We start from the raw sequence: 23,511 nt of genomic DNA, 5'->3' as shown, positions 1-23,511 counted from the left end.
CTTCCGTGTTCCAGCTAATCAGCCTTATCTCGGCCTGGGCGATTCCGGTCCTGATCACCTTTATTCCGCTATACGCCTATTCGCGCAAGATTCCAGTCTATGAGTCCTTTGTGGAAGGGGCCAAAGACGGCTTCGGCACGGCGATTGCCATTATCCCGCATCTCGTCGGCATGCTTGTCGCCATCAGCGTGTTCCGCGCCTCCGGTGCGCTGGATTTCTTCATGGGTTTCATCGCCCCGGCCCTCAAAGGCTTGGGTGTGCCGCCGGAAGTGCTGCCGCTCGGCCTGCTGCGTCCGCTGACAGGGACAGGCTCCCTCGCTTACACCACTGACCTGATCCGTGTCCATGGCCCGGACTCCTTGATCGGGATGATCGCTTCCACGATCCAGGGCAGTACAGATACGACACTGTATGTTCTGACCGTCTACTTCGGTGCTGTGGGTGTCCGCAACGGCCGCTATGCCCTTAAAGTCGGTTTGTTCTCAGACGTCATTGGTTTTATCGCTGCCATCGCCGTATGCCTGCTGGTGTTTGGGTAGCGGGCAACCGGGTGCCGCCGGAGTCTGCTTAATAGTCACGTGTTGGCGGGGATACTTTATCAATGAGAATCAGGCCGTCGAACTGCTCCTTCGGAACGAATTTCATCACCATCGGAGCAATGACCACCCTGGTGAGCCCGTCCTCAGCAGCATATTGAGGCTGAAATATCCATTTGTTGCTTGTGTTTGCTTTGCTGTGCTTGCTGAGGTCAACGAAGGTACTGGAGTATCCGCTTTGCATGATTCTTCCTTCTAAGGTTCCCTTTGGCATCGGCCCGATAGAGAATTCCTTCAATGTTGTAAGGTTTGCTGCTTTGCCCTTATTCATATAAAAGCCGACCACATACATCTTATCCTTCAGCTTCTGATGCAGCAGCTCGCCCATGCTGGTAAAGCTATTCTGCCATTTTCCTTGCTCGAAGATGCGCATGTCCGAAGTGTTTTTAGCCAAATGGTCGTTGTGGGCCCACAGTATGATCTTTTTTCCGGGGTATCTGACCTTCATCAGCCATTCCACATGCTCAGCCATTATTCTGTCCCGTGCCTCGTAAACTTCCCGCACATTGGCTACCTGCCCTTGCGTTAAAAAATGCACCCTGTCTTCCAGTCCTTTCAGAATTGTATCTGCTGTGTGGGGGGCACTGGGATAAATAGCGTCGAACTGTTGCCGGCGTTCCTGGATGTACCTGATGAATTCTTTATATTTAGGAACATACTTTTGAATGACTTTTGCTATTTGCTGCTGGTAAATTGGATTGCTCTTGTTCTCCAGAGCGTATTGTTCGATCAGCCCATAATAGGTTTTAATGGCTTCATTATCAAAGTCCATAAAGGCTTTGCCATAGTCCTTATTCACCTTAGAAATGAAACTGCGCGTAGCTACTGCAAACAATGGGGAGGTATACTGCATATCATATCCGGCCAGCTGTAAAGGCTTGTCCGTCTGGCGCGATTGTTTGATGTAGTTGAACAGCTCCAGGGTTTCTGCGGATTTCCAGACGTCAAATATTGAATTGTCCATCATCTCTGCGGCGGTTAATTCATCAGCAACATCGTTGACGACGGAAGCTTCAGCCAGACCTGATTCAAAAGCGATGACCTCAAATCCCAATTCCTCATGCAAATATTTTACCAGCCTCGTCTTCATGCTGGCGTATTCTCCTACCCGGTGAAAGTTCTCGCCAAGGCTAACGACCGTTTTGTCCTTCAGCAGCGGCTTCAGGAAAGAAAGATCACTGTAATCCTCGCTTGTCAGCGATTTAATCTCATGCGCGTATGGCAGCGGATTCGGAGCCGGCTGTGCGGCAGACACTAGGGACCCTCCAAGCAGCAGCCCAAGTACAGATGCAACTGTGAGCGTTCGAGTTTTCCATGATCCTTTAAACAACATACGTATTCCTCCATTGCTAGATATAGTGTAATTGCAGTCTCTTTAAGCCTAAGGTGCCCAAGCCTTCGTAACAATCGATTTACATGACTAATTCCTTACATGCAAATCATGTTATGTTCGCATGTGCTGTTCGCTATGAGGGGACGGTTTCTATGCGGCGCGAAAATTAGCACCAATTCCTCACCCTGCTCGCCTCCCCTTCATATGCTATTGCAGCAATACGGAGGGAGGCCGACATGGGATGGAATATAAAGGTTTTATTCTGCATCATTCCCGCTGTCCGTCTATTAACGGCAAGGGCTTTGACTTTTGGGTCGGGGCAGACGGCGGGATTTATGCCGCCCCGCTGCTGACAGATCCGGATTATATCCACGTTTGTCTGGAAGGGGATTTCGGAGCGGAAGACAATGTCCCTCCACTTGCGGGGCGCAAAGAGCAGTTGTTTACGGCAGGTAAATTGATTCTGGAGCTGGCTGCCCGTTACCACATTTCCCCTTTGCTGGTGGAACCACACAGCAATTCTTGTCCCGGAGCATTTTTTCCATGGAATGAACTTGTGATTTATGCCTCTGATGGTTATCATTAACCTGAGGTGAGTAGTCGAAAATGGAAAGATTACAGAAAATATTGGCGCAAGCAGGTGTTGCGTCCAGACGCAAGTGTGAAGAAATGATTTTGGCCGGTAAAGTGGAAGTCAACGGGGAACTCGTAACTACGCTTGGCACGAAGGTGGACCCCGAACAAGATATTATTAAAGTTTCCGGGCGTTTGATCCGGGGAGAGAACAAGATTTACATTATGTTTAACAAGCCCAAGGGTGTCATTACAAGCGCATCTGATCCCAAGGGCCGCAAGGTGGTTACGGATTACCTGAAGGGCATTAACGAGCGCGTATACCCTGTAGGCCGCTTGGACTATGATACGGAAGGATTACTGCTGCTGACGAATGACGGTGAGTTTGCCAACTTGCTCACGCATCCGAAGCACCATGTACCGAAGACGTATTTGGCCACGGTCAAGGGTGTGCCGCATGGCACTGCACTGGACAAGCTGAAGGCAGGCATTAAGCTGGAGGACGGTATGACCGCTCCGGCGGAAGTCGAATACAAAGATGTGGATGAAGTCAACAAAGAAACTGTAATCAGCATTACGATTCATGAAGGGCGCAACCGTCAGGTCCGGCGGATGTTTGAAGCGATTTCCCATCCTGTAATCCGTCTGAAGCGAATTTCCTTCGGAGATATTTTGCTGCAAAATCTCAAACGCGGCTCTTACCGCCACCTGACCAAAGATGAAATCAATCATTTGCAGCAAATGGCCAAGGCTGGAGCGCTTAAAGCAAATACGACACGCAAGGACACATAAAGTTCACATTTCCCCCTCCTAAAACTGTGACAATATTCGGTATAATGTTCATAGGATGTTCACACCTAACAAACAAAGTATGAGTTGCGTCACAGAAGGGGGCTTCGCGTGTGGGCAAAGCGAGAAAGCCGATTCAAATCGTAATTCTGTTTTTGATACTTTTGCTTGGAGGTTATGCAATCGGTTCCTCCGTATTCGGAGGAGACGGAAAACCCCGGGAGGGCGGAAGGGCGCCGTCCTTTGAACTGTTGGGACTAGACGGTTTGACCCATACGCTCGAAGAGTACAAGGGCAAATCGGTTGTGCTTAATTTTTGGGGCTCATGGTGCGGCCCTTGTGTGAAGGAAATGCCTGCTCTGCAGGCGCAGTGGGAGAAATGGAAAGATCAAGGTGTAGTGGTCGTGGGGGTTAACGTCGGCGAGGATCAGATGACAGTGGAGAATTTTGTTAAGCTTGTCGAAATTGATTTCCCGATTGTCATGGACACCGGACGGGATGCCGTCCGCAGCTATGGCGTATCCCCATTGCCCACCACCTTCTTTATTGATAAGAAGGGCAAAGTGGACAGCATTCATATAGGCCAGCTGGATCTGAACTCACTGGAGTCCCAGATCGGAAAGCTGGTGAACGAATGAAGAATCGGACGCCGCTGATCAGCAATACCAAATGCGAATGCGGGCATCAGAATCCGGTAGGTACCGTTCTGTGCGAAGCCTGCGGCAAACCGCTGGAGGAGAAGGAAAGTTCCTCGGGAGAGAATCTTGAAATGCGCTACGATGGAGTTGCCCGCCGTTCACAGCGTGTGAATCCCGGAGTGATCGACCGCGTGTGGAACTTTTTTTCCTCTGTCAAAATAGCGATTTACCTGATTGTGCTGACGCTGCTGGGCTCCATGCTGGGTACGATTTTCCCGCAGGAGAGTACTTTTCTGAACATTGATGCCTCAACGTATTACAAAGAAACGTACGGAACAGCCGGGAATATCTATTATAGACTTGGACTTTCGCACACCTATGAATCCTGGTGGTTTGTAACCCTGCTGGTAATGATCGGAGCTTCACTGGTGATCTGCAGCCTGGACCGCGTACTTCCGCTGTACAAGGCGCTCACCCGACAGAAGATCCGCAAGCACCGGCAGTTTCTGACCCGCCAAAAGGCTGTTCTGGTCACTGGTGTACAGGAAGATCCGGAGACTTGGGTGGCCGGAATTGTAGAGCCGCTTAAGAAAAAAGGCTACCGTGTAAGGACAGAGGGGGGCGCTCTGCTGGCTGAGAAGCACCGTTTCAGCCGCTGGGGACCCTATGTCATACATATCGGCCTGATTATTTTTTTGCTCGCCGTACTGGCGAGAGGACTTCCGGGACTGAATATGGATCAGCATCTCGCTTTTCCGCAAGGGGAAATGACTAGGATTCCGGATACCACTTATTATTTACTCAATGAGAAGTTTACAGTGGAATTTTACTCGGAAGCAGAGATGCCTGAGGAATTCCGCGGCAGGAAAGTGCTGCCGAAGCTGTATGAGACAAAGGCCAAGCTTTATGAATGCACCGCCGATTGTGCCGATCCTTCGAAGGAGCCGCAGCTCGCGGAGGTGATCTCCCATGATATTCGTGTGAATTCACCGCTCAGCTACAAAGGTTTGAAAGCGTATCAGTTTGATTATGATCTGACCCCTGTACTGCGCTCAGTACAGCCTGAGCTGGTGAATTCAGCTACGGGTGAGGCATTCGGCAAGTTCAAGCTGGAGATGAAGAACTCTCAGCGCATCTTTCAGGTCGGTCCCTACACCCTGGAGCTGAAAGAGAAATATATGGATTTCGGTCTGAACGAGGAGGGGCAGCCGGTATCCAAGTCACCTTATCCGAATGCGCCTGCATTCCTTTTTCTGATTACGGGGCCGGACCTGCCGGGGGAAGGGCAGCAATATTTCTATTTTCCGAAGGCGATTGACAAGGATCAGTTCCAGCAGCAGACGATCAACGATAAGCTGGGAGGCGGCAGCCGGTTTCTGGAGCTTGAAGTGAAGAGCATGAGCGATGTTGATTTTGCAGAGTCCACCTCCTTCCTCAATGTGCGTGTGGACCGTGCAATGCCCTTTGTCTGGATTGGTGCCGGGATCGTAATGCTTGGGCTCGTGCTCGGCTTCTACTGGCAGCATAGACGCATCTGGCTGACGCTGGAGAACGGAGAACTTGTACTGGGTGGCCATACGAACAAGAATTGGTTCGGCTTCCGCCGTGAGATCGTTTCTATTCTGAAGAAGATAGACATGACAGTCGATGAAAAATCATTGGACAACGGAGGAGGCATGGCATGAGCTTGCTCGATTTCAGCAGTGATGTCTTTATCATCGCATTTTTCTTATACAGCGGTGCGTTTATGTTGTTCACAATCGCTATTATGGGGCGCAGGTGGTCTGGCAGAAAACCGGAAGAGCATACCGCGCGCTGGGGCAGAATCGCGTTTATAGTTTCCTCTTTGGGCCTCATTTGCCACATGGCTTATTTCATCACCCGCTGGATGGGATCGGGTCATATTCCGGTCAGCAATATGTATGAGTTCATGACCTTTTTATCCATGATGGTGATGGTTGCCTTCACAGTAATCTTCGCCATCTACCGCAAGATCATTCTCGGCGTCTTTGCGGTACCGATTTCCATCATCGTTATGGCTTATGCGGCAGTATTTCCGCAGGAGGTTCAGCCGCTGATACCTTCTTTGAAATCCATCTACCTGAACATTCATGTTACCCTGGCCGCCTTGGGCGAATCTTTCTTCGCAGTCGGCTTCGCAGCCGGTCTGATGTATCTGCTGCGCACAGTGAATTTCGACAGCGCGGAGCGGAGCGACCGCAAGCAGCAGCGGCTGGTCGAATTTACTCTCTTTTCGATCATTGTTATAATAGGGTTTCTTGGGAGCGTCTTTGCTTTTCGCGGCGCCGGATACGAAACTGTTTTCGTTCGTTCTAACGTTACGATTGACAGCCCCGGGCAGGAAGATAGTACAATAGAAAGAGTGAGCTATAAAATGCCGCCGATTGTGGCGCCGTATCATAGCGAAATTGAGCAATTCCAGTCGTTTCTCGGCATGAAGGAGCCTCTCTTCGAAGCGCCTTCATGGATGAATGGTGTCAATGCGGGACGGAAATTCAACACGGTTATCTGGTCGCTGATCTCCGGCACGCTTATCTATGGACTCCTGCGCCTCATTGCCCGCAAGCCGTTAGGCAAGGCCATACACCCGGTACTGGACGGAATCGATGAGAATGACCTCGACGAAATTACGTACAGGGCTATAGCCATTGGATTCCCGATCTTTACACTGGGTGCACTGATATTTGCCATGATCTGGGCTCAAGTAGCCTGGGGCAGATTCTGGGGCTGGGATCCCAAAGAAGTGTGGGCTCTCGTCACCTGGCTGTTCTACAGCGCCTATCTCCATTTGCGGCTGGCCCGCGGATGGCAAGGGCGCAAATCCGCGTGGCTTGCCGTACTCGGCTTTCTGGTCGTAATGTTCACCTTGGTGGGCGTTAATCTGGTCATCGCCGGGCTTCATTCTTATGCGGGGACGGACTGAGCAACTTTGTTTACTATCGCAGCACTTGGTTTTAAGATAACGTTCTACTGTATTTGATGAAGGGGTTGTTGTGAAATGGCAGAGCATTTGAATAGAATTCTGGTGGTGGATGATGAAGAGCGCATTCGCCGCCTGCTAAAGATGTACCTTGAAAAAGAAGGCTACGAAATCGACGAAGCGGAAGACGGCGAAATTGCTCTGCGCAAAGCAACGGCCAATGATTATGGCCTTATTTTGCTGGATGTCATGCTGCCGGGCATCGATGGGATTGAAGTGCTGACGAGACTCCGAGGGGTCAAATCTACTCCTGTTCTGATGCTGACCGCCAAGGGCGAGGAAATCAACCGGGTCCAGGGCTTTGAAATGGGTGCAGACGACTATGTGGTTAAACCGTTCAGCCCGCGGGAAGTGATCTATCGGGTCAAGGCCATTATGCGCCGTTCTTCGGCAACGGCCTTTTTATCCAAAGAGAGCAATTCCAGCAACAATATCGTTTTCCCGCATCTTATTATTGAGCATGATGCACACCGTGTAACTGCAGGCGGCCAGGAAGTAAGCCTGACCCCGAAGGAATACGAGCTGCTGCATTATTTGGCTATCTCGCCGGACAAGGTATTCTCGCGCGAAGAGCTGCTTAAGGATGTGTGGAATTACGAGTTTTTCGGAGATTTACGTACAGTGGATACCCATGTCAAACGGCTTCGCGAGAAACTGAATAAAGTTTCACCGGAATCAGCAGCGATGATCACCACAGTATGGGGCGTAGGCTACAAGCTCGAGGTACCTAAATAAGTGAATTTCTGGAGAAGTCTTGTCGGCAAGCTGTGGATCACGATCATCTGTCTGGTTGCTGTCGTGCTCATTACGGTGGGGCTGTCTCTGCTGCCTTATATCGACAGCAACTTCGCCAATTCCGGGGCGATTAAACGTTTGTTCATGTATGCCTGTATGATCGGGTTCTCGTTGACCACATTTTTTGCCTTGTTTTTATTTACTAAGATTACCCAGCCGATGCAGCAGGTCATTGAAGCGGCCAACAATATCCGCAAGGGTGAATACGGGACAAGGCTGACACTTGTGACGAGCGACGAAATTGGTCAATTGGCCACTTCATTCAACCATATGGCTGAAGAGCTGGAGGAGAATATCCGCAGTTTGAACCACGAGAAGGGTCATCTGTCGAGTGTTCTGCGCAGCATGAGCGATGCCGTCATCACGTTTGACATCGAAGGCCGGATTATATTGACCAACCCGCACGGCCAAAAACTGCTTCAAGCCTGGAAGGATTTAGACCACGAGCAGGAAAGCGATTCTGAGCTTGATCCTGATGCGGTTGCTTCAGGCGATGTGCCGCCGCCGCTACGGCCGCTGTTCTTCAGCACGCTGAGACAGGGAAGCGACGAGCGTTCTAATGTGCATGTCCGCCAGGGAGTCTGGTCGGTTCATATGGCTCCGCTTTATTCGGAAGGGAATATCCGCGGCGCTGTAGCGGTTCTGCGTGATGTGACTGAAGAGGTGCGCCTGGAGAAAATGCGCACGGACTTTGTGGCCAACGTATCGCATGAAATCCGCACACCACTCTCGATGATGCAGGGCTACAGCGAGGCGCTGCTGGATGGAATGGCCTCCTCGCCGGAGGAGAGCAGCGAGCTGGTGCAGGTTATCCATGATGAATCGCTGCGTATGGGACGGCTGGTTAAGGATTTGCTGGATCTTGCCCGCATGGAGGCAGGACATACGGATATGGCCAAGTCGCAGGTGGATATGGATGAGCTGCTGGAACGCATATACCGAAAGTTTTCCGTACGGGCCAAGGAACGGGAGATTCATTTGGAGCTGACCAAGTCTGGCGATATACCGCTCCTTAAGGCTGCTGACGAAGATAAGCTGGAGCAGGTCCTGACAAATCTGCTGGATAATGCATTCCGCCATACACCCGCAGGCAAGCACATTACCATTGTCACCAGCACGGTGATTCTGGAAGGCCGGCGTTACCTGGGGATTGAAGTCCGGGATGAAGGAGTCGGCATTGCACCGGAGGATCTTCCTTATATTTTCGAACGTTTCTACAAGGCAGATAAAGCTCGTGTCCGTGGGGAATCCGGGGGAACGGGATTGGGACTGGCGATCGTTAAAAATATCGTCGAGTCGCATCAAGGGCAAATTACCGCGTACAGCAAGCTTGGCGAGGGGACAACCTTTACGCTGCGGCTTCCTGTCGAAAAACAGTAAACGCTTGACTCAGCATGACAGCGCCTCTGACAGCAGAGGTGCTTTTTGTTGAAACTAGCACTTTAATCTTGTTCACCGTGGAACATCTTGCAGCAAATCAAGGAGGCATCTATCATGATTTTATCGTTGGACCAAGGCACGACCAGCTCACGGGCGATTATGTTTGATCTGGAAGCGGGCATGCTCTCCCAGGGTCAGTATGATATTAAACAATCTTTCCCCCGTCCAGGCTGGGTTGAGCATGACCCGGAGCAAATCTGGGAAAGCCAGCTTGCCGCAGCCAGAGATGCTATCAGCGGAAGTCGGGTCCCGGCTGCGGAGATTTTGGCCATCGGCATCACCAATCAGCGGGAAACTGCGCTCATTTGGGACAGGGTTACAGGTGTGCCGATTTATCCGGCCATTGTCTGGCAGGACCGGCGCACGGCGGAGCAGTGTGAGGACATTAAGCGGCAAGGTCTTGCCGCTGAAATTGCCGAGAAGACTGGACTTGTCGTCGATGCCTATTTCTCGGCAACAAAGCTGGCCTGGATTCTGGACCATGTGCCGGGCTCAAGGGAACGTGCCGAGCGGGGAGAGCTGCTTGCCGGAACCATTGACAGCTGGCTGATCTGGAAGCTCACCGGAGGCGCTGTGCACGCCACGGACGTGACCAATGCTTCACGTACGATGCTGTTTAATCTGCATGAGCGCAAATGGGATGAGCGGCTTATCAAAGTTCTGCGCATCCCCCGCGCCATTCTCCCGGAGGTGCGGATGTCCGGTGGAGAATTCGGCGTAGCCCAGGCACAGTGGTTCGGTGCGGAAATTCCTATCCGCTCCGTCCTTGGCGATCAGCAGGCCGCATTGTTCGGCCATACCTGTCTGGATGCCGGCAGCGCCAAAAATACATACGGCACAGGCTGCTTTATTCTGATGAATACAGGTACAGAAGCAGTCGTCTCCACTCATGGGCTGCTGACCACCGTAGCCTGGGGCATGGGCGATGAATTGTATTATGCGCTCGAAGGCAGTGTCTTTGTGGCTGGTGCAGCCGTCCAGTGGCTGGAGGAAGGACTGGGGCTGATTACCGGCCCCTCGGACTCGGAGGACAAAGCAAGGGAAGTGGAGGACAGCGAAGGTGTCGTGGTCGTACCGGCCTTCACCGGCCTAGGGGCGCCTTATTGGGATATGTACGCCCGCGGCGCGGTGTTCGGACTGACCCGGGGGACTACGGCAGGTCACCTGGTGCGGGCCACGCTGGAGTCGCTGGCTTTTCAGTCCCGGGATGTGATTGGGGCGATGGAAAAAGACGCCGGGATGCCGCTGACCGGACTGCGCGTGGATGGCGGCGCTGTCCGCAATGATCTGCTGATGCAGTTTCAATCAGATATTCTAGGCAGTGAGGTGACCCGCACCACCTATGCGGAGACGACGGCTCTGGGGGCAGCGCTGCTGGCCGGACTCACCTCAGGGATTTGGTCAAGAGAAGAGCTTGAGAGCTTCAACAAGGCCGAGAAGGTGTTCTCGCCGCTGATGGAGCAGGAGGAACGGGAACGCCGCTATGGCGCCTGGAAGGATGCTGTAGCGCGTACCATGGGCTGGGAGAAGCATGAGGGGCGTCAGTAAGCAGGAATGTATTCATGTACCGATTTGGAAACGAGTTTTACCAACACCCCATCACGCAAGCGGCGCTCAAGAAGAGTAGGTTCTTCTTGAGCGCCGTATTTGTTCTGGCGGGCTTTAGCCGGAAGGACGCAGAAATCGTGGATAACCGCTGTCCGGGAGTCAACTTTATTAACTCTTATCAGTCCAACCAGCATCAGCTCAGAAAACCGGTTAACTGTTCCCCGGCATGGCAGAGGAAAGCAGCATCACCGTTCTCCGGTCCCAGACTCTCAACGCCAACTCTCAGATTGCTCCCATCGGAATTTTTACAGAGCAGCTCCAGCGACTTCACAGCCGCAATAGATTCTTCCGAGAAATCAGTCATTTTGTTAATTACATATTCTCCCATAACGGCTGCTACACTTCAACCGCGGAAATGATCTCTAAATTCTCAAGACCAGCCTTGCGGCCCAGCCGCGCCAGCTGCATTTTAAGGATCGGATTGTTTTCCAGCGTCAGCTTAACCTTCACAAATCCGTCGCTCTTGAACATCACGAAGCAGCTTTCCAGCAGAGGCACCACATCTGGAGCGGTTACATTTAACCTTATACAATCAATTTTTAGTTCATAGTCGGCTGGGTTAATAGGATTGATCGTTTGCTGATAAGTTTGGATAGACCGGAGACCGTCCTCTTCAGAGAAGGTGCCTTCCAATTCGATTTCGATGACTTTCTGTTCCACATCTGTCTTTAAAATAAATTTCCCCATCTGTACATCACTCCCGTTAGTGGATTGCTGAACATGAGGGGGCAGCTAAACTTGCCTTTGCGGTCCTCATGTATATCTGTTCATATAGATAACCATGAATTTCATGTATATGCAATAATAAAGTCGAAACTTGTATTAATTTGTCACAAAATATCAAAAAAAAACCTCTTCAGGATACAGCTGATAATCAGCCATAATCCATAAAGAGGTCTCTGAGCAGGATACGCTTAATCTAGAACTTGAAGATGTGAATGGTCTTTTGCAGCTGGAATACAGCTTGCGTCATTTTATCTGTCTCTTCGGCTACGGATTGCAGGGCATTGATTTGCTCATTCATGGCTGCAGATACCTCTTCGGTTCCGGCTGCCGTCTGCTGGGTAATCGCGGAAATATTCTCAATGGCGCTGGAGATTTTGAGTGCACTTTCCAGCATGAGATCACTTTCAGCAGAGAAGGAGGCGATTTGCTCGGTTATGTACTGAACACTTTGCACAATTTGCGCGAAAATATGAGCGGTCTCAGTGATCATCTCGTTCTGAACCTGCACGACCTCTTCGTTGATGGCAATATTGTCGATTGCCTGCTTGATGTCGGCTTCGATACTGCGTACCAGCCCGAATACTTCCTTAGTAGAAGCGGTGGACTCCTCGGCAAGCTTGCGGACCTCCTGGGCTACCACGGCGAACCCCCGGCCATGCTCGCCTGCGCGTGCGGCTTCAATGGATGCGTTCAGCGACAGCAGGTTGGTCTGCTCGGCAATTTCGGTGATGGTCTTCGTAATCATGGTAATTCCCCGGGCATTTTGTGAAAGGGCATCAATCGTATCGGCCACCTTTTGCGTAGCCTGAATATTTTTACGCATGCCTTCTGCCTGAGTGTCAACGGACACACGTCCTTTTTCGACCAGCTCCAGCGTATGTATAGAACGTTTATTCATTTCTTTAGTTGAGCTTGTGTAGTTAGAAACTTTGGTTTCTATGTCTTTGATGGATTCCGTCATATCTGCAATATCCACGGATATCTCATTGGCGCCCAGGGCCAGCTCGTTGGAAGAAGAGGCAACCTGTGCCATGACAATCTTGAGATTCTGGTTCTTGTCTTCAATACCCCGGCTCGCGTCCATTACCTGGCGGGTAATTCCCGAAGCTTCCGTCAGAATCTTCTTCAGCTTCTCGATCATCGTGTTGAACGAGCGGCTGATGTCGCCCATGGCCCCGCTTTCGTCCGCACGGCTTGTGAAATCTCCTTTGGCAATCGTGTGCGTCACATTGGAAATGTCGTCAAACGAAGATGTAAGCGTTCTCTCAATAAATCGTGAAAGAGGATAAGTCAGCGCTGAAAGCACCACAACAAGAATAATTCCGATCAGGATCTTGCCCATGATCAATAAAGTAATCAGAACAGGAACTGCGAATAATGCGGCAATCAGATAACAACCGGCAACTATTCTCTGTTTTAACGGAAGCTTGTTCATCCAGTCCATAATAACTATTTCCCCCTAATAAAAGTGTTGTGTATTGTAATATTATAGGCGATTTTAGGAGGTTTGGTCTATTGTAAGAACTGACATAAATTTAAGATAGGAATAATCTAAAAAATGCTGCAGGTTATCTAAAAAATGACTCCTATATTTTTGTGAATGCTGAAATTATGATTATATATGATTACGCTTTCAATCGTTATATAACAATTGCCTAAGGAGGTTCTGTTAGAAAGGGGAATTTGTAATCGAATTTCAATGCTCACTACTTTTGAAGGAGGCAATATGAAATGTTGAAACGCGCAATTTCCTCGGCCACCGCTTTACTCCTTTTGTGGTCAACACTTGCAGGAGCAGCACCTGCAACTTCCTATGCAGCAGCGTCAACTACGGAAGCCCTGGTTCCCTATTATAAAGCCTCACTGCCTGTGGATACCCGAGTGGCGGACTTGCTGGGACGGATGTCTCTGGATGAGAAAATCGGGCAAATGGTGCAGGCGGAGCGTGCATCCGTCACACCGGAAGATGTCAAGAAGTATCACTTAGGTTCGGTTCTCAGTGGCGGAGGTTCTTTCCCGAACGGGAAGCAATTAGACAGTACTCGTGAGAAGTGGGAGGCACTGGTGGATTCCTATCAAGCAGGTGCTTTATCAACACCACTGGGTATTCCGCTTCTCTATGGGGTTGATGCGGTACATGGTCAGAACAATATCATGGGTGCGACCTTATTCCCACATAATATAGGTTTAGGAGCCACACGAAATACAGAACTTGTCGAACAAATTGGGATCGCAACCGCACAGGAGGCTAAAGCATCTGGAACGAATTGGATCTTTGGTCCTACCATTGCTGATCCGCAACATATAAATTGGGGCCGGACGTATGAAGGCTTCAGTGACAACCAGTCCCTTGTAGCTGAAATGGCCTCTGCGTACATAAAGGGACTGCAGGGAAAAAACATTGGCGAGTTGAAGAATAGTGATCGGGTGATCGCCTCCGCAAAACACTTTCTTGGAGAAGGGTTAACGGATAATGGAGTGAATCAGGGCGATATCACCGGGATGACTGAGCAGGAAGTGCTCGACCTGAATCTGCCTATGTACAAAAAGGCTATAGAAGCTGGGGCAAGGACGGTAATGGCTTCCTATAACAGTATCCAAGGATTGAAGATGCACGCGAACAAACGTATTCTCACCGATGCGCTGAAGGGTACAGGCGAGGGCCAGCTTGGCTTCACGGGCTTTGTTATTACGGACTATAATGCCGTGCAGCAAATCAACAAGGATTGGGAGGGTAATGCAGTCAGTGGATTGAAGAACCAGATTAAAGTAGCTGTGAATGCCGGCGTTGACATGTTGATGATGCCAGCCGATTGGAAAGTAACCATCACTCACCTGAAGGCACTTGTAGAGGATGGATCAATTAGTCAAAGCCGTATAGATGACGCAGTAACGCGTATTTTGCGCGTTAAGTTTGAGTCAGGTGCATTTGAGCATCCGATGACGGATCAGAGTCTTGTGACTACCTTCGGCTCTAAATCACACCGTGCGCTTGCCCAGAAGGCAGTACGTGAATCCCTCGTTCTCCTGAAAAACGATAAGGTAAATGGTCAGCCGATCCTTTCCCGGCTTAAGAATATGAACAAGATTTTTGTCGCAGGCAAAAGTGCAGATGATATCGGCATACAGTCGGGTGGCTGGTCCATCAGCTGGCAGGGTCTATCCGGGAAAATTACGGAAGGAACCACGATCCTTCAGGGGATTAAGAACACAGCTGGTGAATCAAAGAAGGTAACCTACAACAAACATGGCCGTGGCGCAGCAGGCAACGATGTCGCGATTGCTGTTATCGGTGAAAAGCCGTACGCCGAATCAAACGGTGATGGCCTGAACAGTCTCAAGTTGGATAAGGAAGATATTGCTACGTTAAATAATATCCGCAAATCTGGGGTTCCGACGATTGTTGTCCTCGTATCCGGAAGACCTTTGATCATAAATGATCAATTGGAGGATATTGCAGGGCTGGTTGAAGCTTGGCTGCCGGGAACGGAGGGGCAGGGAGTAGCTGATGTCCTTTTCGGTGATTACGAATTCACAGGTAAATTACCGATTCGTTGGCCTTTCTACACAGAGGCATACTCAGCTTTGAAGGCAGGCACCTCGAATTTAGAACAGCAATATATTCTGTTTGATTATGGGTATGGATTGACTAAAAACGAATCCACACCTGTTTTACCCGCTCTTCCGCAAAAGCCGGGCAACGCTCTCTACGCGAAAGTAGAGGCGGAGAGCTTCATACAACAGCAAGGGATACAGTTAGAGGGCACTGCTGATGTGGGTGGAGGCCAAAATATTAGCTATGCAGATGCAGGGGACTGGATGGAATATCTGATCGACGTTCCAGCAGATGGAGTGTTTGATATAGATTTCCGCCATGCCGGTGAAGGTGATACTACCGGATTTAACATTCTAAATGAGTCAGGTGTGAAACTCGGAGAGTTATCCGTAAACCGCACAGGAGCCTGGCAGAACTGGAAGACGACTACAGTTCATGACATTGCCCTTACAGCAGGTGTTCAGAAAATTAAGTTAGTGCTTAAGGCGGGCGGACTAAACTTAAACTGGTTTGGTTCCAAAGGCTTCTCACCCGCAGCGCCAGAAATTGATAGTGGGGGAATTGTAACCCCGGCACCGGTCATACAGGCGAACGCAGTAGAGAACTGGGTAACCACTGAACGGGATTCCGGGGATATGGGATGGTATTACGATCCTCGTTGGCAGGATGGTGACAAGAAGCTTGAACAGCAAGCTAATATCGACTTGACTGAGGTTGGAACGGCCATTGACCCTAAAGTTACAACGATTACTATTGATCCTAACAAAGAATATCAGTCGATGATGGGGATTGGAACATCGATGGAAGAATCGACTGTTTACAATCTGCTCAAGATGTCACCAGCGAAACAGGACGAATTACTGAAGAAGCTAGTGAGCAAGACTGAAGGCATTGGCATGAGTATGATGCGCGTGACGATTGGTTCGGCTGACTTTACAGCACAGAAGTTTTATTCCTATGATGATATGCCAAAGGGGGAAACGGACACAAGCTTAAGTCATTTCTCAATTCAGAAGGATATCGACTTCGGTATTATTCCGGCATTGCAGAAAATGGTGGCGATCAATCCGGAACTCAAATTTTTCGCTTCACCATGGAGTCCTCCAGGCTGGATGAAGACCACTGACAGCATGGTTAAAGGGCAGGTCAAGGATGAATACCTGCCTGTACTCGCGGACTATTATGTCAAATTCATTCAAGAGTATAAGAAGCAAGGGATTGTTATCGAAGCGATGACCTTACAGAACGAGCCTCTTCTTGAAATCGAATATCCCAGTACGAAAATGCCTTGGCAACAAGAAGCGGAGCTTGCCAAGCTGCTGAAGCAGAAGCTTACAGCAGCAGGACTGGACGTCAAGTTATGGATATTCGACCACAACCCGGGCGACACGATGTCTTATCCGGCTCCAATGCTGGCTGATTCTGAGAACTACGCAGCGATTGACGGAACGGCTTTCCATGATTACGGCGGCGATCTTGGGCTTATGTCTCAGCTGCATGATATGTACCCCGAGAAGAACGTTTACTTAACGGAACGTGCAGTATGGGGAACATTAGGTACGGATCGGATTGCACAGTATTTCAGAAATTGGGCAAGAAGCTATAATTCATGGGTCCTTATGCTGGATAGCGATATCAACACCCACCAGTGGGTTGGAACACCGGACCCGACGATGTTAATTCAGGATTCGTCGAACACCGATAATTATTGGCTGACGCCGGAGTATTACTTCGTGGGCCACTTCACAAAGTTCGTGAAACCAGGCTACACTCGAATCGACAGCAATTACGGTAATAAGGATAGTGTAACGAATGTATCCTTCATGAGTCCGGATAAGAAAACGATCGTTACGGTCGTTATTAACCAGACGGCATCAACACAAACGTTTAAGCTGGTGAGTGACGGAACACAAATTGCGGCAACATTAGCACCCAAGTCAGTAGCCACTTACCGTTGGAACCGTGACGTTCAAACGGTACCTGGGGAGGAGAAAGTGCTAAGTCTTACTCCGGATGTTTTGGATTATGATGTAAACGGCAAAGAAGTAACGTTGAATCTTAGCGGAGGCACCTTTAATAGTTTAAATGTAAATGACATTTCATTATCTGGTGAGGCAACGGATAAGGGTGTGACAGTAACCTCTGTTACCTACGCTACTTACAACCCGGATAAGGTTAAAGTAAAACTCGCATGGGATGGAACGCCTTATTATAATGATGTGAACCTGACCCTAAATGTACCGGCTACCGCCTATTCTGATTCTACTGATGGTAAGCCGCTTTCAGCGCTTATGAAGCTGAAAGGGACTGCAAGGCAGACACCGGCTACACCTATACCAGGTACCGTCAGCGCGGATGTTTACTATCAGTTCTCAGGAGTGGATTTTACGGAGGGATGGAAATTTACAGACATAGGAGCAGGGGACTGGGTAGACTTTAAGATTAATGTTCCGAGAGCCGGCAAATATGCATTTACGTTAAATGCTGTAGTTCCAAGTGGTGGAGGCAGTGCTTTCCAGATGAAATCTGATCATACAACGCTCGCCACATTTAACATTCCTTCCGGACCTAATACTTGGAATCTCATACGTACTTCGGCGGATTTGGAAGCAGGGGAGCAGATCATTAGAATTCTCGGCAGTGTGGGCACCTTTGAAATGCAGCATATTATAGTCGAAGAAGTGAGCTCTCATTCCGTGGACGGGGACGGCATCTTGAAAGTGGAAGCGGAGAGTTTCGTAAAAGCTGGTCAGAACGTGATCCAAGTAGGAGATCCAATTACAAACCTAGGTTATACAGCTGCGGGCACCTATATGGATTACTTAGTTACAGTACCGAAGTCCAGCAACTACAAAGTTAAATATAATTATGCGACTCCACAAGGCGGAGTTTCCGTATCGCTGCAGACGAAGGGTCAAACAACCGGTACCACAAGCTTGCCAAGTACTGGTGGCTGGGTTGTCTATTCTGAAGCGGCTTCGATCCTTCCTTTAACAGCTGGCACGCAGACCATTCGGCTTGTCATTAATGGCGACGGAGTAAACTTGGACCGGTTCCAGCTTGAGCCAACGGATTCCGCTCCGGCGCCGGTTTTTGAAATGGCTGCAGCACCTCATGTCTTGTATGAAGATAGTCAAAGGGATGACGAGCAAATCGTAAAGCTCAATACGAATATCGTTGACGGGAAAATCTACTACACAACAGACGGTACACTTCCAACAAAGAACAGCACATTATATACGGGTCCTGTCTCAGTGTCACCTGCGAAAGTCCTTCGGGCTATTGTCGTAAAAGCGGGGATGGATGACAGTTATGTCTCCTTCTATGCAGCAGCAGCGGCATCACCGCAAGCAAGTCCAGGTGCGGGAAGTTATAACAGCCTGGTCAATGTGAATCTAACAAGTAGAACCAAAGGAGCAACTATTTATTATACTACCGATGGTACCGTACCGACGACGACAAGCCTCTTATATCAGGGACCGCTTACGGTTACTTCTGATACGACGATCAAAGCAGTTTCTATTAAAGACAGCTTGAATCATAGTGCTGTCGGTGAATTCACTTTCAATATTACTAATAATCCAAATCCGAATCCCAGTACGAACCCAGTAACAAATCCCGTAACAACCCCAGGGACTACCCCGGTTGATAATGGGCAAAAGGCGATGATCAAAGCTCCGAAGCCTGTAGTAAATCCTAACACAGGACGCGCAACAACAACGATAGCAAGTGCAGATTTGAAAGCAGCGCTACAAGCTGCGAAACCAGTCAAAGGAGTCCCAACGGTCTTTATAGAAGTTGAGGAATTAGCAGGACAAAAGGGATACGAAATACTTCTTCCTGTTGAGAATCTGACGACGGGGACTTTAACCTCGAAGCTGGAAATTGTTACGGCCATTGGGAAGATAATCGTGCCAAGTAACATGCTAAGCAGAACTGTTGCGAGTGGTGTAGACAACATTGGATTAACGATTGCAGTAGCGGATATTACTGAGGATGGGGTGAAAGCAAAGATTGGGCAACATCCCGTCATCGGGCTGACCTTACGAGCCGGTAATCAGGTCATTGAATGGAATAATCCGAAAGCACCGGTAACGGTGTCTATTCCTTACACGCCTTCGGCAACGGAATTGGCCCATAAGGAGCAAATCACTATCTGGTATATCGATGGACAAGGAAATCTAATATCGGTTCCAAGCGGCCGTTACGATGAAAAAACCGGAATGGTTAGTTTCACCACGACACATTTCGGCACATTTGCTGTAGCGTATGTTAATAAATCTTTTACAGATATCAGTAAGCACGGGTGGGCAAGGCAGGCAATCGAGGTTCTGGCGTCCAAGGGAGTGATACAGGGCACATCAGATACGACATTTGCCCCTAATGCAAAGATTAAAAGAGCGGACTTTATCGTATTATTAGTCAAAGCACTTGGACTTACAGAAGTAGCAGGTGATAACTTTGCCGATGTCAAATCCACGGCTTATTATGCAGAGGCTATTGGCATAACTAAGAAGCTCGGGATTGTCCAAGGAAAAGGCGGCAATGTCTTCGAACCGGAAGCAAACATCACGAGACAAGAAATGATGGCTTTGGCCAACCGGGCATTGAGTGCTGCGCAGATTCATTTGGAACAGGGATCTGCAGCGGACTTGGCAGGGTTTGATGATAATAAGAAGATCGGACCCTTCGCGGTTGAAGACATAGCAACGCTGGTCAAGAATGGAATCGTGTCTGGTAACGGGACCCTTGTGAATCCGCTTGGGACTGCAACCCGTGCTGAAGCTTCGGTTATGATTTATAAGATGTATAATTTGCAATAACTAAGTGCTGTTGTAGTTGAATGAAGATAAGGCCAATCGGAAGGTTCCGGTTGGCCCTTTTTTTGGTTTTTAAATACCCTTTTAAACTATCAGTTTGTAGGTTCAAGGTAACCGATCATTTTCTGGTACTGTGTTGGGGTCAGCCCCGTCCATTTTTTGAAAGTAGTTCTAAAATGCCGCTCCTCCTGATACCCCACTTGCTTGGCAATTGTATATATTTTGTAGTTTTGCTTCAATAGTTCCTTCGCTTTTTCCACACGGAATTGATGCAAATAATCCAAAAAGTTAATCCCTAGTTCTTGTTTGAATAAAGAGCTTAAGTAGGTATTGGATACATAAGTTTCCTTAGCGACAGATTCCAGCGAGATACTGGTGTTGTACTTCTGAATAATCCAATCAAGTGCAGCTTGAACCGTCCGGTGAAGAGGCTTCTGCCGGGAGTCAATTTCAACGATGCTTTGAATGATTTTTTGCATAATGGTAGCCAGCTCTTCTAATGTCTCGATCAAGGGAACTTTCTCCACCCAATTAATGAGATCATCCTTCCATTCGAAGGCGGTATGATTACGTTCCTGTGAGAATTTTTGCAGCTCTAGAATGAAGATCGTGGCCCGTAGATTGACTTCCGTTTTATCATATTGAGAGGTGTTGCGGATATAATTCAGCCAATGGTCCAGATGATCTAATGCTTGTTCATAATTATGATTTTCCAAGTTGAGCTTTATTTCTTTCTCCAGTTGCTGTAGTTCTTCATTCTCCAAGATGGAGGTTTGAACCAGACCGCGCTGATTATATTCGGAAAAAAGAAATACCCCGCCTTTTCCTTTGTAAAACCGGCCTGCCATGGCTTCCAAGGCTTCCGTGTACGCGCTATGTACTTCATCCAGAGATGGTTTTACGGAAGAGATGGCTATACTGATGGAAATTTTCAAGAAGGTCTCCATATTCTTCTGGAGTTCTTCCATCTTTTTCTTCAAAGAGGTACCGGTCTCATGATCAGGGATGTTGGCCAGCCATAATATTTCCTCTCCGTAGCTAATCGGTTCTATAAACCCATGGAATAGAGGCAGCAATGTCTCGGTCAGAATATTACTGGCTGCGTATCGGATCAATGCCATATCCCGTTTATATAGTTTGGAGTCATTCCGGTGGTCCGGGGTGTCAATCCGCAGCAATCCAATATGAATCTTTAAAGGCTTAAGTGAGATTCCCATCTCTTCTATGATTTTCTGCCTGTCTTCGAGAAGGAGCGGGGGATTCGCAAGCCACTGATTTAAAATTTGATTTTTAAGCAGCGGAATATTTTTTGTCCAATTCTGATTGAGCTGCTGCAGCGTGGAGCCTTCCCTTTGTTCCTTATCGATCTTTTCCTTCACCGTAAGTATGGCTTGGAGAATATCTTCAGGTAAGCAGGGCTTTAACAAATACTCGCTTGCCCCATAACGGACTGCATCCCTCGCGTAATTAAAATCACTGTACCCTGTAAGCAGGATGGAATAGAAGGACAGCCCCTCCTCCTGCGCAGTCTGGATCAGTTCCAGTCCATTTATATAAGGCATGCGAATATCTGTTAATAATACATCCGGCTTCCTTTCTCTCATTAATGTTATAGCTTCTCGTCCATCCCCCGCTGCGCCCACAATCTCAATATCGTAAAAGGACCAATCGATCATCTGAATAATTCCTTGCCGGAATGATAATTCATCTTCGGCAATCAGCAACCTGAGCATCGTTTAGTTACCCCCTCTATGGATTCGGATTTGGATACGCGTACCTAGACCTAAGGTGCTTTCAATGTGAAATTCCGTAAGCTCAAAGTACAGATTCAACCTTTCGCGAATATTACTTAAGGCGAGGCCTGAGTGTCCAATGGAAGGAGCAACCGGTTTAGGATGACATGAAATTTGCTTTACCCGTTCTGGAGTCATACCCTTCCCATTATCAACAACCTCCAGTACGATCCACGATTCCTCAGCATAACAGGCTACCGCAATCATTCCGTTTCCCTCTAAAGGTTCTATGGCATGAATGATGGCGTTTTCAACAAGGGGCTGCAATAATAATTTGGGGACTTGGAAATGACTGATCTCTTCATCCAGGGTGACGGAGAAATGAAATCTGGTAGTAAAGCGTTTCTTTTGCAAAAATAAATAATTCTCGATGAATTCAACCTCCTGATGAAGAGTAGCATTGTCTTGGCCGTTATTTAGACTTAACCTAAACACCTGGGACAAAGATTGAACCATTTCTGCGATATCCCGCTCATTCTTCTGCATCGCCGTCCAGCTTATCATATTTAAAGTGTTGTACAGGAAGTGAGGATTGATTTGCGATTGCAGCGTTTTAAGCTCTGCTTCTTTCTGCTTTAGGTGTGAAGTATATACATCATCGATTAGGGTTTTGACACGCTTGACCATCGTATCATACCAGTAACCCAGTTGGCCGATCTCATCATTCCCCGAAAAATTAACCTGCTGACTGAAGTCTCCAAGCTGCAGCTGCTTCATCGAGAGAATTAATGTTTTGACAGGGTTCGTAATGATTTTGGCGATTAACCAAGTGCACAGTATCATTACCAGCGTAAACACTGCCATAATAAGAACAGTTATGGATTTGATATAATCGAGCTCTTTCAATAAATCCTTTTTATTCTGTATCACCAAAGAGTGCCAGCCTGTCAGCGGGGAAGTGGTCTGAGAGACAACCAAATCATCTCTATCCAGCAGGTAGCTGAGCGCATCATCTTTTGAGAGTGCAGGTTCAGCAGATTGGAAATAAGGCAGATCACCGATATGTTCACCCAAATTATCCAACTCCGTAGAGGCCAGAATCACACCATCGTCATTGATAACTAGTTGATAAGCATTATTTTCTTTGCGGAAAAGATTATTGCTGAGTTGATCGGCATCGATCCCAATCATTAGCACACCGATTCGTTTATAGGTATTGAAATCCTTAAAGGGCTTGATCATCACGAGCTTATAATGTCTGTCTCCATGCAGCAGGTGATCCTCAGGGGACAACATATCCCATATTGGCTCACCGGCAGATTTCATAATGTTCTTGAAAAACCGGGTTTCTTGAAACTCGGCGAAGGAGGCAGCACTGGCAATGCCGGTTTGTGTAATGGCGAATGGCCCATTATCTTCTTGACCCGCAGACAAGCGATAAATAAGCAAGGATTGAAAGGATTCGCTCGAGACCATCAATGGGAGGAGGGATTTGTAGATTTGCTCTCTTACCTCGAGTGTATCACTGGTGGTCACCAAATGTTGTAAGGATGGATTGAGAAACAGGAAGTTACCTGTGCTAATAGTACCGCTGGTGATAAAATCAAGCTGGTTCGTCGTTTTGGCTGCCATGTGACTTTGCGCTTGACGGATTTTATCGACGATCTCATTGGCGGCAATATAATAGGAATAAAGGCCAGTTAAACCTACAGTAAAGATCAGTAGAGGGATAACCCAGATCAGTAGTTTATACTGCAGTGAAATGTCTCGATACCGCGTCACGATAGGTTTAATATTGTCTCACCCTGCTTTACATAGAATATCATCAGTATAACTATAATTAAGGTAATAATATATGTGCTGTCCCCTGAATTTTAGTAATAATAACTTCTCAAGAGGTGGG

General features: G+C 48.4%; 16 protein-coding genes. 10 read left to right on the top strand and 6 right to left on the bottom strand.

Annotated elements, in window-relative coordinates; all coding sequences use genetic code 11:
* Positions 1-5: 5 nt before the first annotated feature.
* Positions 6-539: a spore maturation protein gene (locus AC3WT9_RS11370; RefSeq protein WP_340897403.1), complete on the top strand. Its 534-nt coding sequence runs from the start codon at positions 6-8 to the stop codon at positions 537-539.
* A gap of 28 nt (positions 540-567) precedes the next feature.
* Here the strand turns inward: AC3WT9_RS11370 and AC3WT9_RS11365 are convergent, their stop codons facing one another.
* Entirely contained in the window at positions 568-1,929 is a 1,362-nt protein-coding gene (locus tag AC3WT9_RS11365) for an erythromycin esterase family protein (protein ID WP_341094588.1), read from the bottom strand.
* Positions 1,930-2,170: 241 nt separating this feature from the next.
* Between AC3WT9_RS11365 and AC3WT9_RS11360 the strand changes: the two genes are divergently transcribed.
* From AC3WT9_RS11360 to glpK, 8 genes are all read left to right on the top strand, one after another.
* Complete coding sequence (locus AC3WT9_RS11360) at positions 2,171-2,515, top strand: peptidoglycan recognition protein family protein (RefSeq protein WP_341094586.1); 345 nt, start codon at positions 2,171-2,173, stop codon at positions 2,513-2,515.
* A 20-nt stretch (positions 2,516-2,535) separates the two neighbouring features.
* Positions 2,536-3,294 (top strand): pseudouridine synthase, encoded by a 759-nt coding sequence (locus AC3WT9_RS11355; protein WP_038594591.1) that lies wholly within the window; start codon positions 2,536-2,538, stop codon positions 3,292-3,294.
* A gap of 110 nt (positions 3,295-3,404) precedes the next feature.
* A complete protein-coding gene (gene resA, locus AC3WT9_RS11350; RefSeq protein WP_038594589.1) occupies positions 3,405-3,929 on the top strand; it encodes a thiol-disulfide oxidoreductase ResA in 525 nt (174 codons plus the stop codon).
* Positions 3,926-5,614: a cytochrome c biogenesis protein ResB gene (resB, locus tag AC3WT9_RS11345; protein WP_341379150.1), complete on the top strand. Its 1,689-nt coding sequence runs from the start codon at positions 3,926-3,928 to the stop codon at positions 5,612-5,614. The genes resA and resB overlap by 4 nt, the downstream gene beginning before the upstream one ends.
* Complete coding sequence (gene ccsA / locus AC3WT9_RS11340) at positions 5,611-6,873, top strand: cytochrome c biogenesis protein CcsA (RefSeq protein WP_341094582.1); 1,263 nt, start codon at positions 5,611-5,613, stop codon at positions 6,871-6,873. The genes resB and ccsA overlap by 4 nt, the downstream gene beginning before the upstream one ends.
* A gap of 75 nt (positions 6,874-6,948) precedes the next feature.
* Positions 6,949-7,665, top strand: coding sequence for a response regulator transcription factor (locus tag AC3WT9_RS11335; protein WP_020427515.1), 717 nt, complete (start codon positions 6,949-6,951; stop codon positions 7,663-7,665).
* Entirely contained in the window at positions 7,666-9,105 is a 1,440-nt protein-coding gene (locus tag AC3WT9_RS11330; protein ID WP_341094580.1) for an ATP-binding protein, read from the top strand.
* Between the two features lie 114 nt (positions 9,106-9,219).
* The gene (gene glpK / locus AC3WT9_RS11325) at positions 9,220-10,713 is read left to right on the top strand and encodes a glycerol kinase GlpK (RefSeq protein ID WP_341379148.1); all 1,494 of its coding nucleotides are present in this window, start codon (positions 9,220-9,222) and stop codon (positions 10,711-10,713) included.
* Positions 10,714-10,906: 193 nt separating this feature from the next.
* On the opposite strand, the gene AC3WT9_RS11320 is transcribed toward glpK, so the two are convergent.
* The 3 genes from AC3WT9_RS11320 to AC3WT9_RS11310 all read right to left on the bottom strand — a co-directional run bounded on the left by AC3WT9_RS11320 (position 10,907) and on the right by AC3WT9_RS11310 (position 12,943).
* Complete coding sequence (locus AC3WT9_RS11320) at positions 10,907-11,101, bottom strand: hypothetical protein (RefSeq protein WP_341094579.1); 195 nt, start codon at positions 11,099-11,101, stop codon at positions 10,907-10,909.
* A gap of 8 nt (positions 11,102-11,109) precedes the next feature.
* Positions 11,110-11,460, bottom strand: coding sequence for a hypothetical protein (locus AC3WT9_RS11315; protein WP_341094577.1), 351 nt, complete (start codon positions 11,458-11,460; stop codon positions 11,110-11,112).
* Between the two features lie 232 nt (positions 11,461-11,692).
* A complete protein-coding gene (locus AC3WT9_RS11310) occupies positions 11,693-12,943 on the bottom strand; it encodes a methyl-accepting chemotaxis protein (protein ID WP_076108999.1) in 1,251 nt (416 codons plus the stop codon).
* 287 nt (positions 12,944-13,230) lie between these two features.
* On the opposite strand from AC3WT9_RS11310, the gene AC3WT9_RS11305 reads away from it, so the two are divergent.
* Positions 13,231-19,878 (top strand): glycoside hydrolase family 3 N-terminal domain-containing protein, encoded by a 6,648-nt coding sequence (locus tag AC3WT9_RS11305; RefSeq protein WP_492407592.1) that lies wholly within the window; start codon positions 13,231-13,233, stop codon positions 19,876-19,878.
* Between the two features lie 89 nt (positions 19,879-19,967).
* On the opposite strand, the gene AC3WT9_RS11300 is transcribed toward AC3WT9_RS11305, so the two are convergent.
* Positions 19,968-21,608 (bottom strand): response regulator transcription factor, encoded by a 1,641-nt coding sequence (locus AC3WT9_RS11300; RefSeq protein ID WP_341094575.1) that lies wholly within the window; start codon positions 21,606-21,608, stop codon positions 19,968-19,970.
* Between the two features lie 3 nt (positions 21,609-21,611).
* Positions 21,612-23,240: a sensor histidine kinase gene (locus AC3WT9_RS11295; RefSeq protein ID WP_492407591.1), complete on the bottom strand. Its 1,629-nt coding sequence runs from the start codon at positions 23,238-23,240 to the stop codon at positions 21,612-21,614.
* Positions 23,241-23,511: the final 271 nt, after the last annotated feature.

It is taken from the genome of Paenibacillus sp. EB106-06-01-XG199 (assembly GCF_058791575.1).
The sequence above is the reverse complement of the archived record's forward strand: the minus strand, read 5'-3'. Positions and strand labels throughout refer to the sequence as shown.

Bases quoted from the DNA above. Each gene is read 5' to 3' on its own strand.
- AC3WT9_RS11365 (WP_341094588.1), bottom strand. From the start codon at position 1,929: ATGTTGTTTAAAGGATCATGGAAAACTCGAACGCTCACAGTTGCATCT.
- AC3WT9_RS11360 (WP_341094586.1), top strand. From the start codon at position 2,171: ATGGAATATAAAGGTTTTATTCTGCATCATTCCCGCTGTCCGTCTATT.
- AC3WT9_RS11355 (WP_038594591.1), top strand. From the start codon at position 2,536: ATGGAAAGATTACAGAAAATATTGGCGCAAGCAGGTGTTGCGTCCAGA.
- resB (WP_341379150.1), top strand. From the start codon at position 3,926: ATGAAGAATCGGACGCCGCTGATCAGCAATACCAAATGCGAATGCGGG.
- ccsA (WP_341094582.1), top strand. From the start codon at position 5,611: ATGAGCTTGCTCGATTTCAGCAGTGATGTCTTTATCATCGCATTTTTC.
- AC3WT9_RS11335 (WP_020427515.1), top strand. From the start codon at position 6,949: ATGGCAGAGCATTTGAATAGAATTCTGGTGGTGGATGATGAAGAGCGC.
- glpK (WP_341379148.1), top strand. From the start codon at position 9,220: ATGATTTTATCGTTGGACCAAGGCACGACCAGCTCACGGGCGATTATG.
- AC3WT9_RS11320 (WP_341094579.1), bottom strand. From the start codon at position 11,101: ATGGGAGAATATGTAATTAACAAAATGACTGATTTCTCGGAAGAATCT.
- AC3WT9_RS11315 (WP_341094577.1), bottom strand. From the start codon at position 11,460: ATGGGGAAATTTATTTTAAAGACAGATGTGGAACAGAAAGTCATCGAA.
- AC3WT9_RS11310 (WP_076108999.1), bottom strand. From the start codon at position 12,943: ATGGACTGGATGAACAAGCTTCCGTTAAAACAGAGAATAGTTGCCGGT.
- AC3WT9_RS11305 (WP_492407592.1), top strand. From the start codon at position 13,231: ATGTTGAAACGCGCAATTTCCTCGGCCACCGCTTTACTCCTTTTGTGG.
- AC3WT9_RS11300 (WP_341094575.1), bottom strand. From the start codon at position 21,608: ATGCTCAGGTTGCTGATTGCCGAAGATGAATTATCATTCCGGCAAGGA.
- AC3WT9_RS11295 (WP_492407591.1), bottom strand. From the start codon at position 23,240: ATGGCAGCCAAAACGACGAACCAGCTTGATTTTATCACCAGCGGTACT.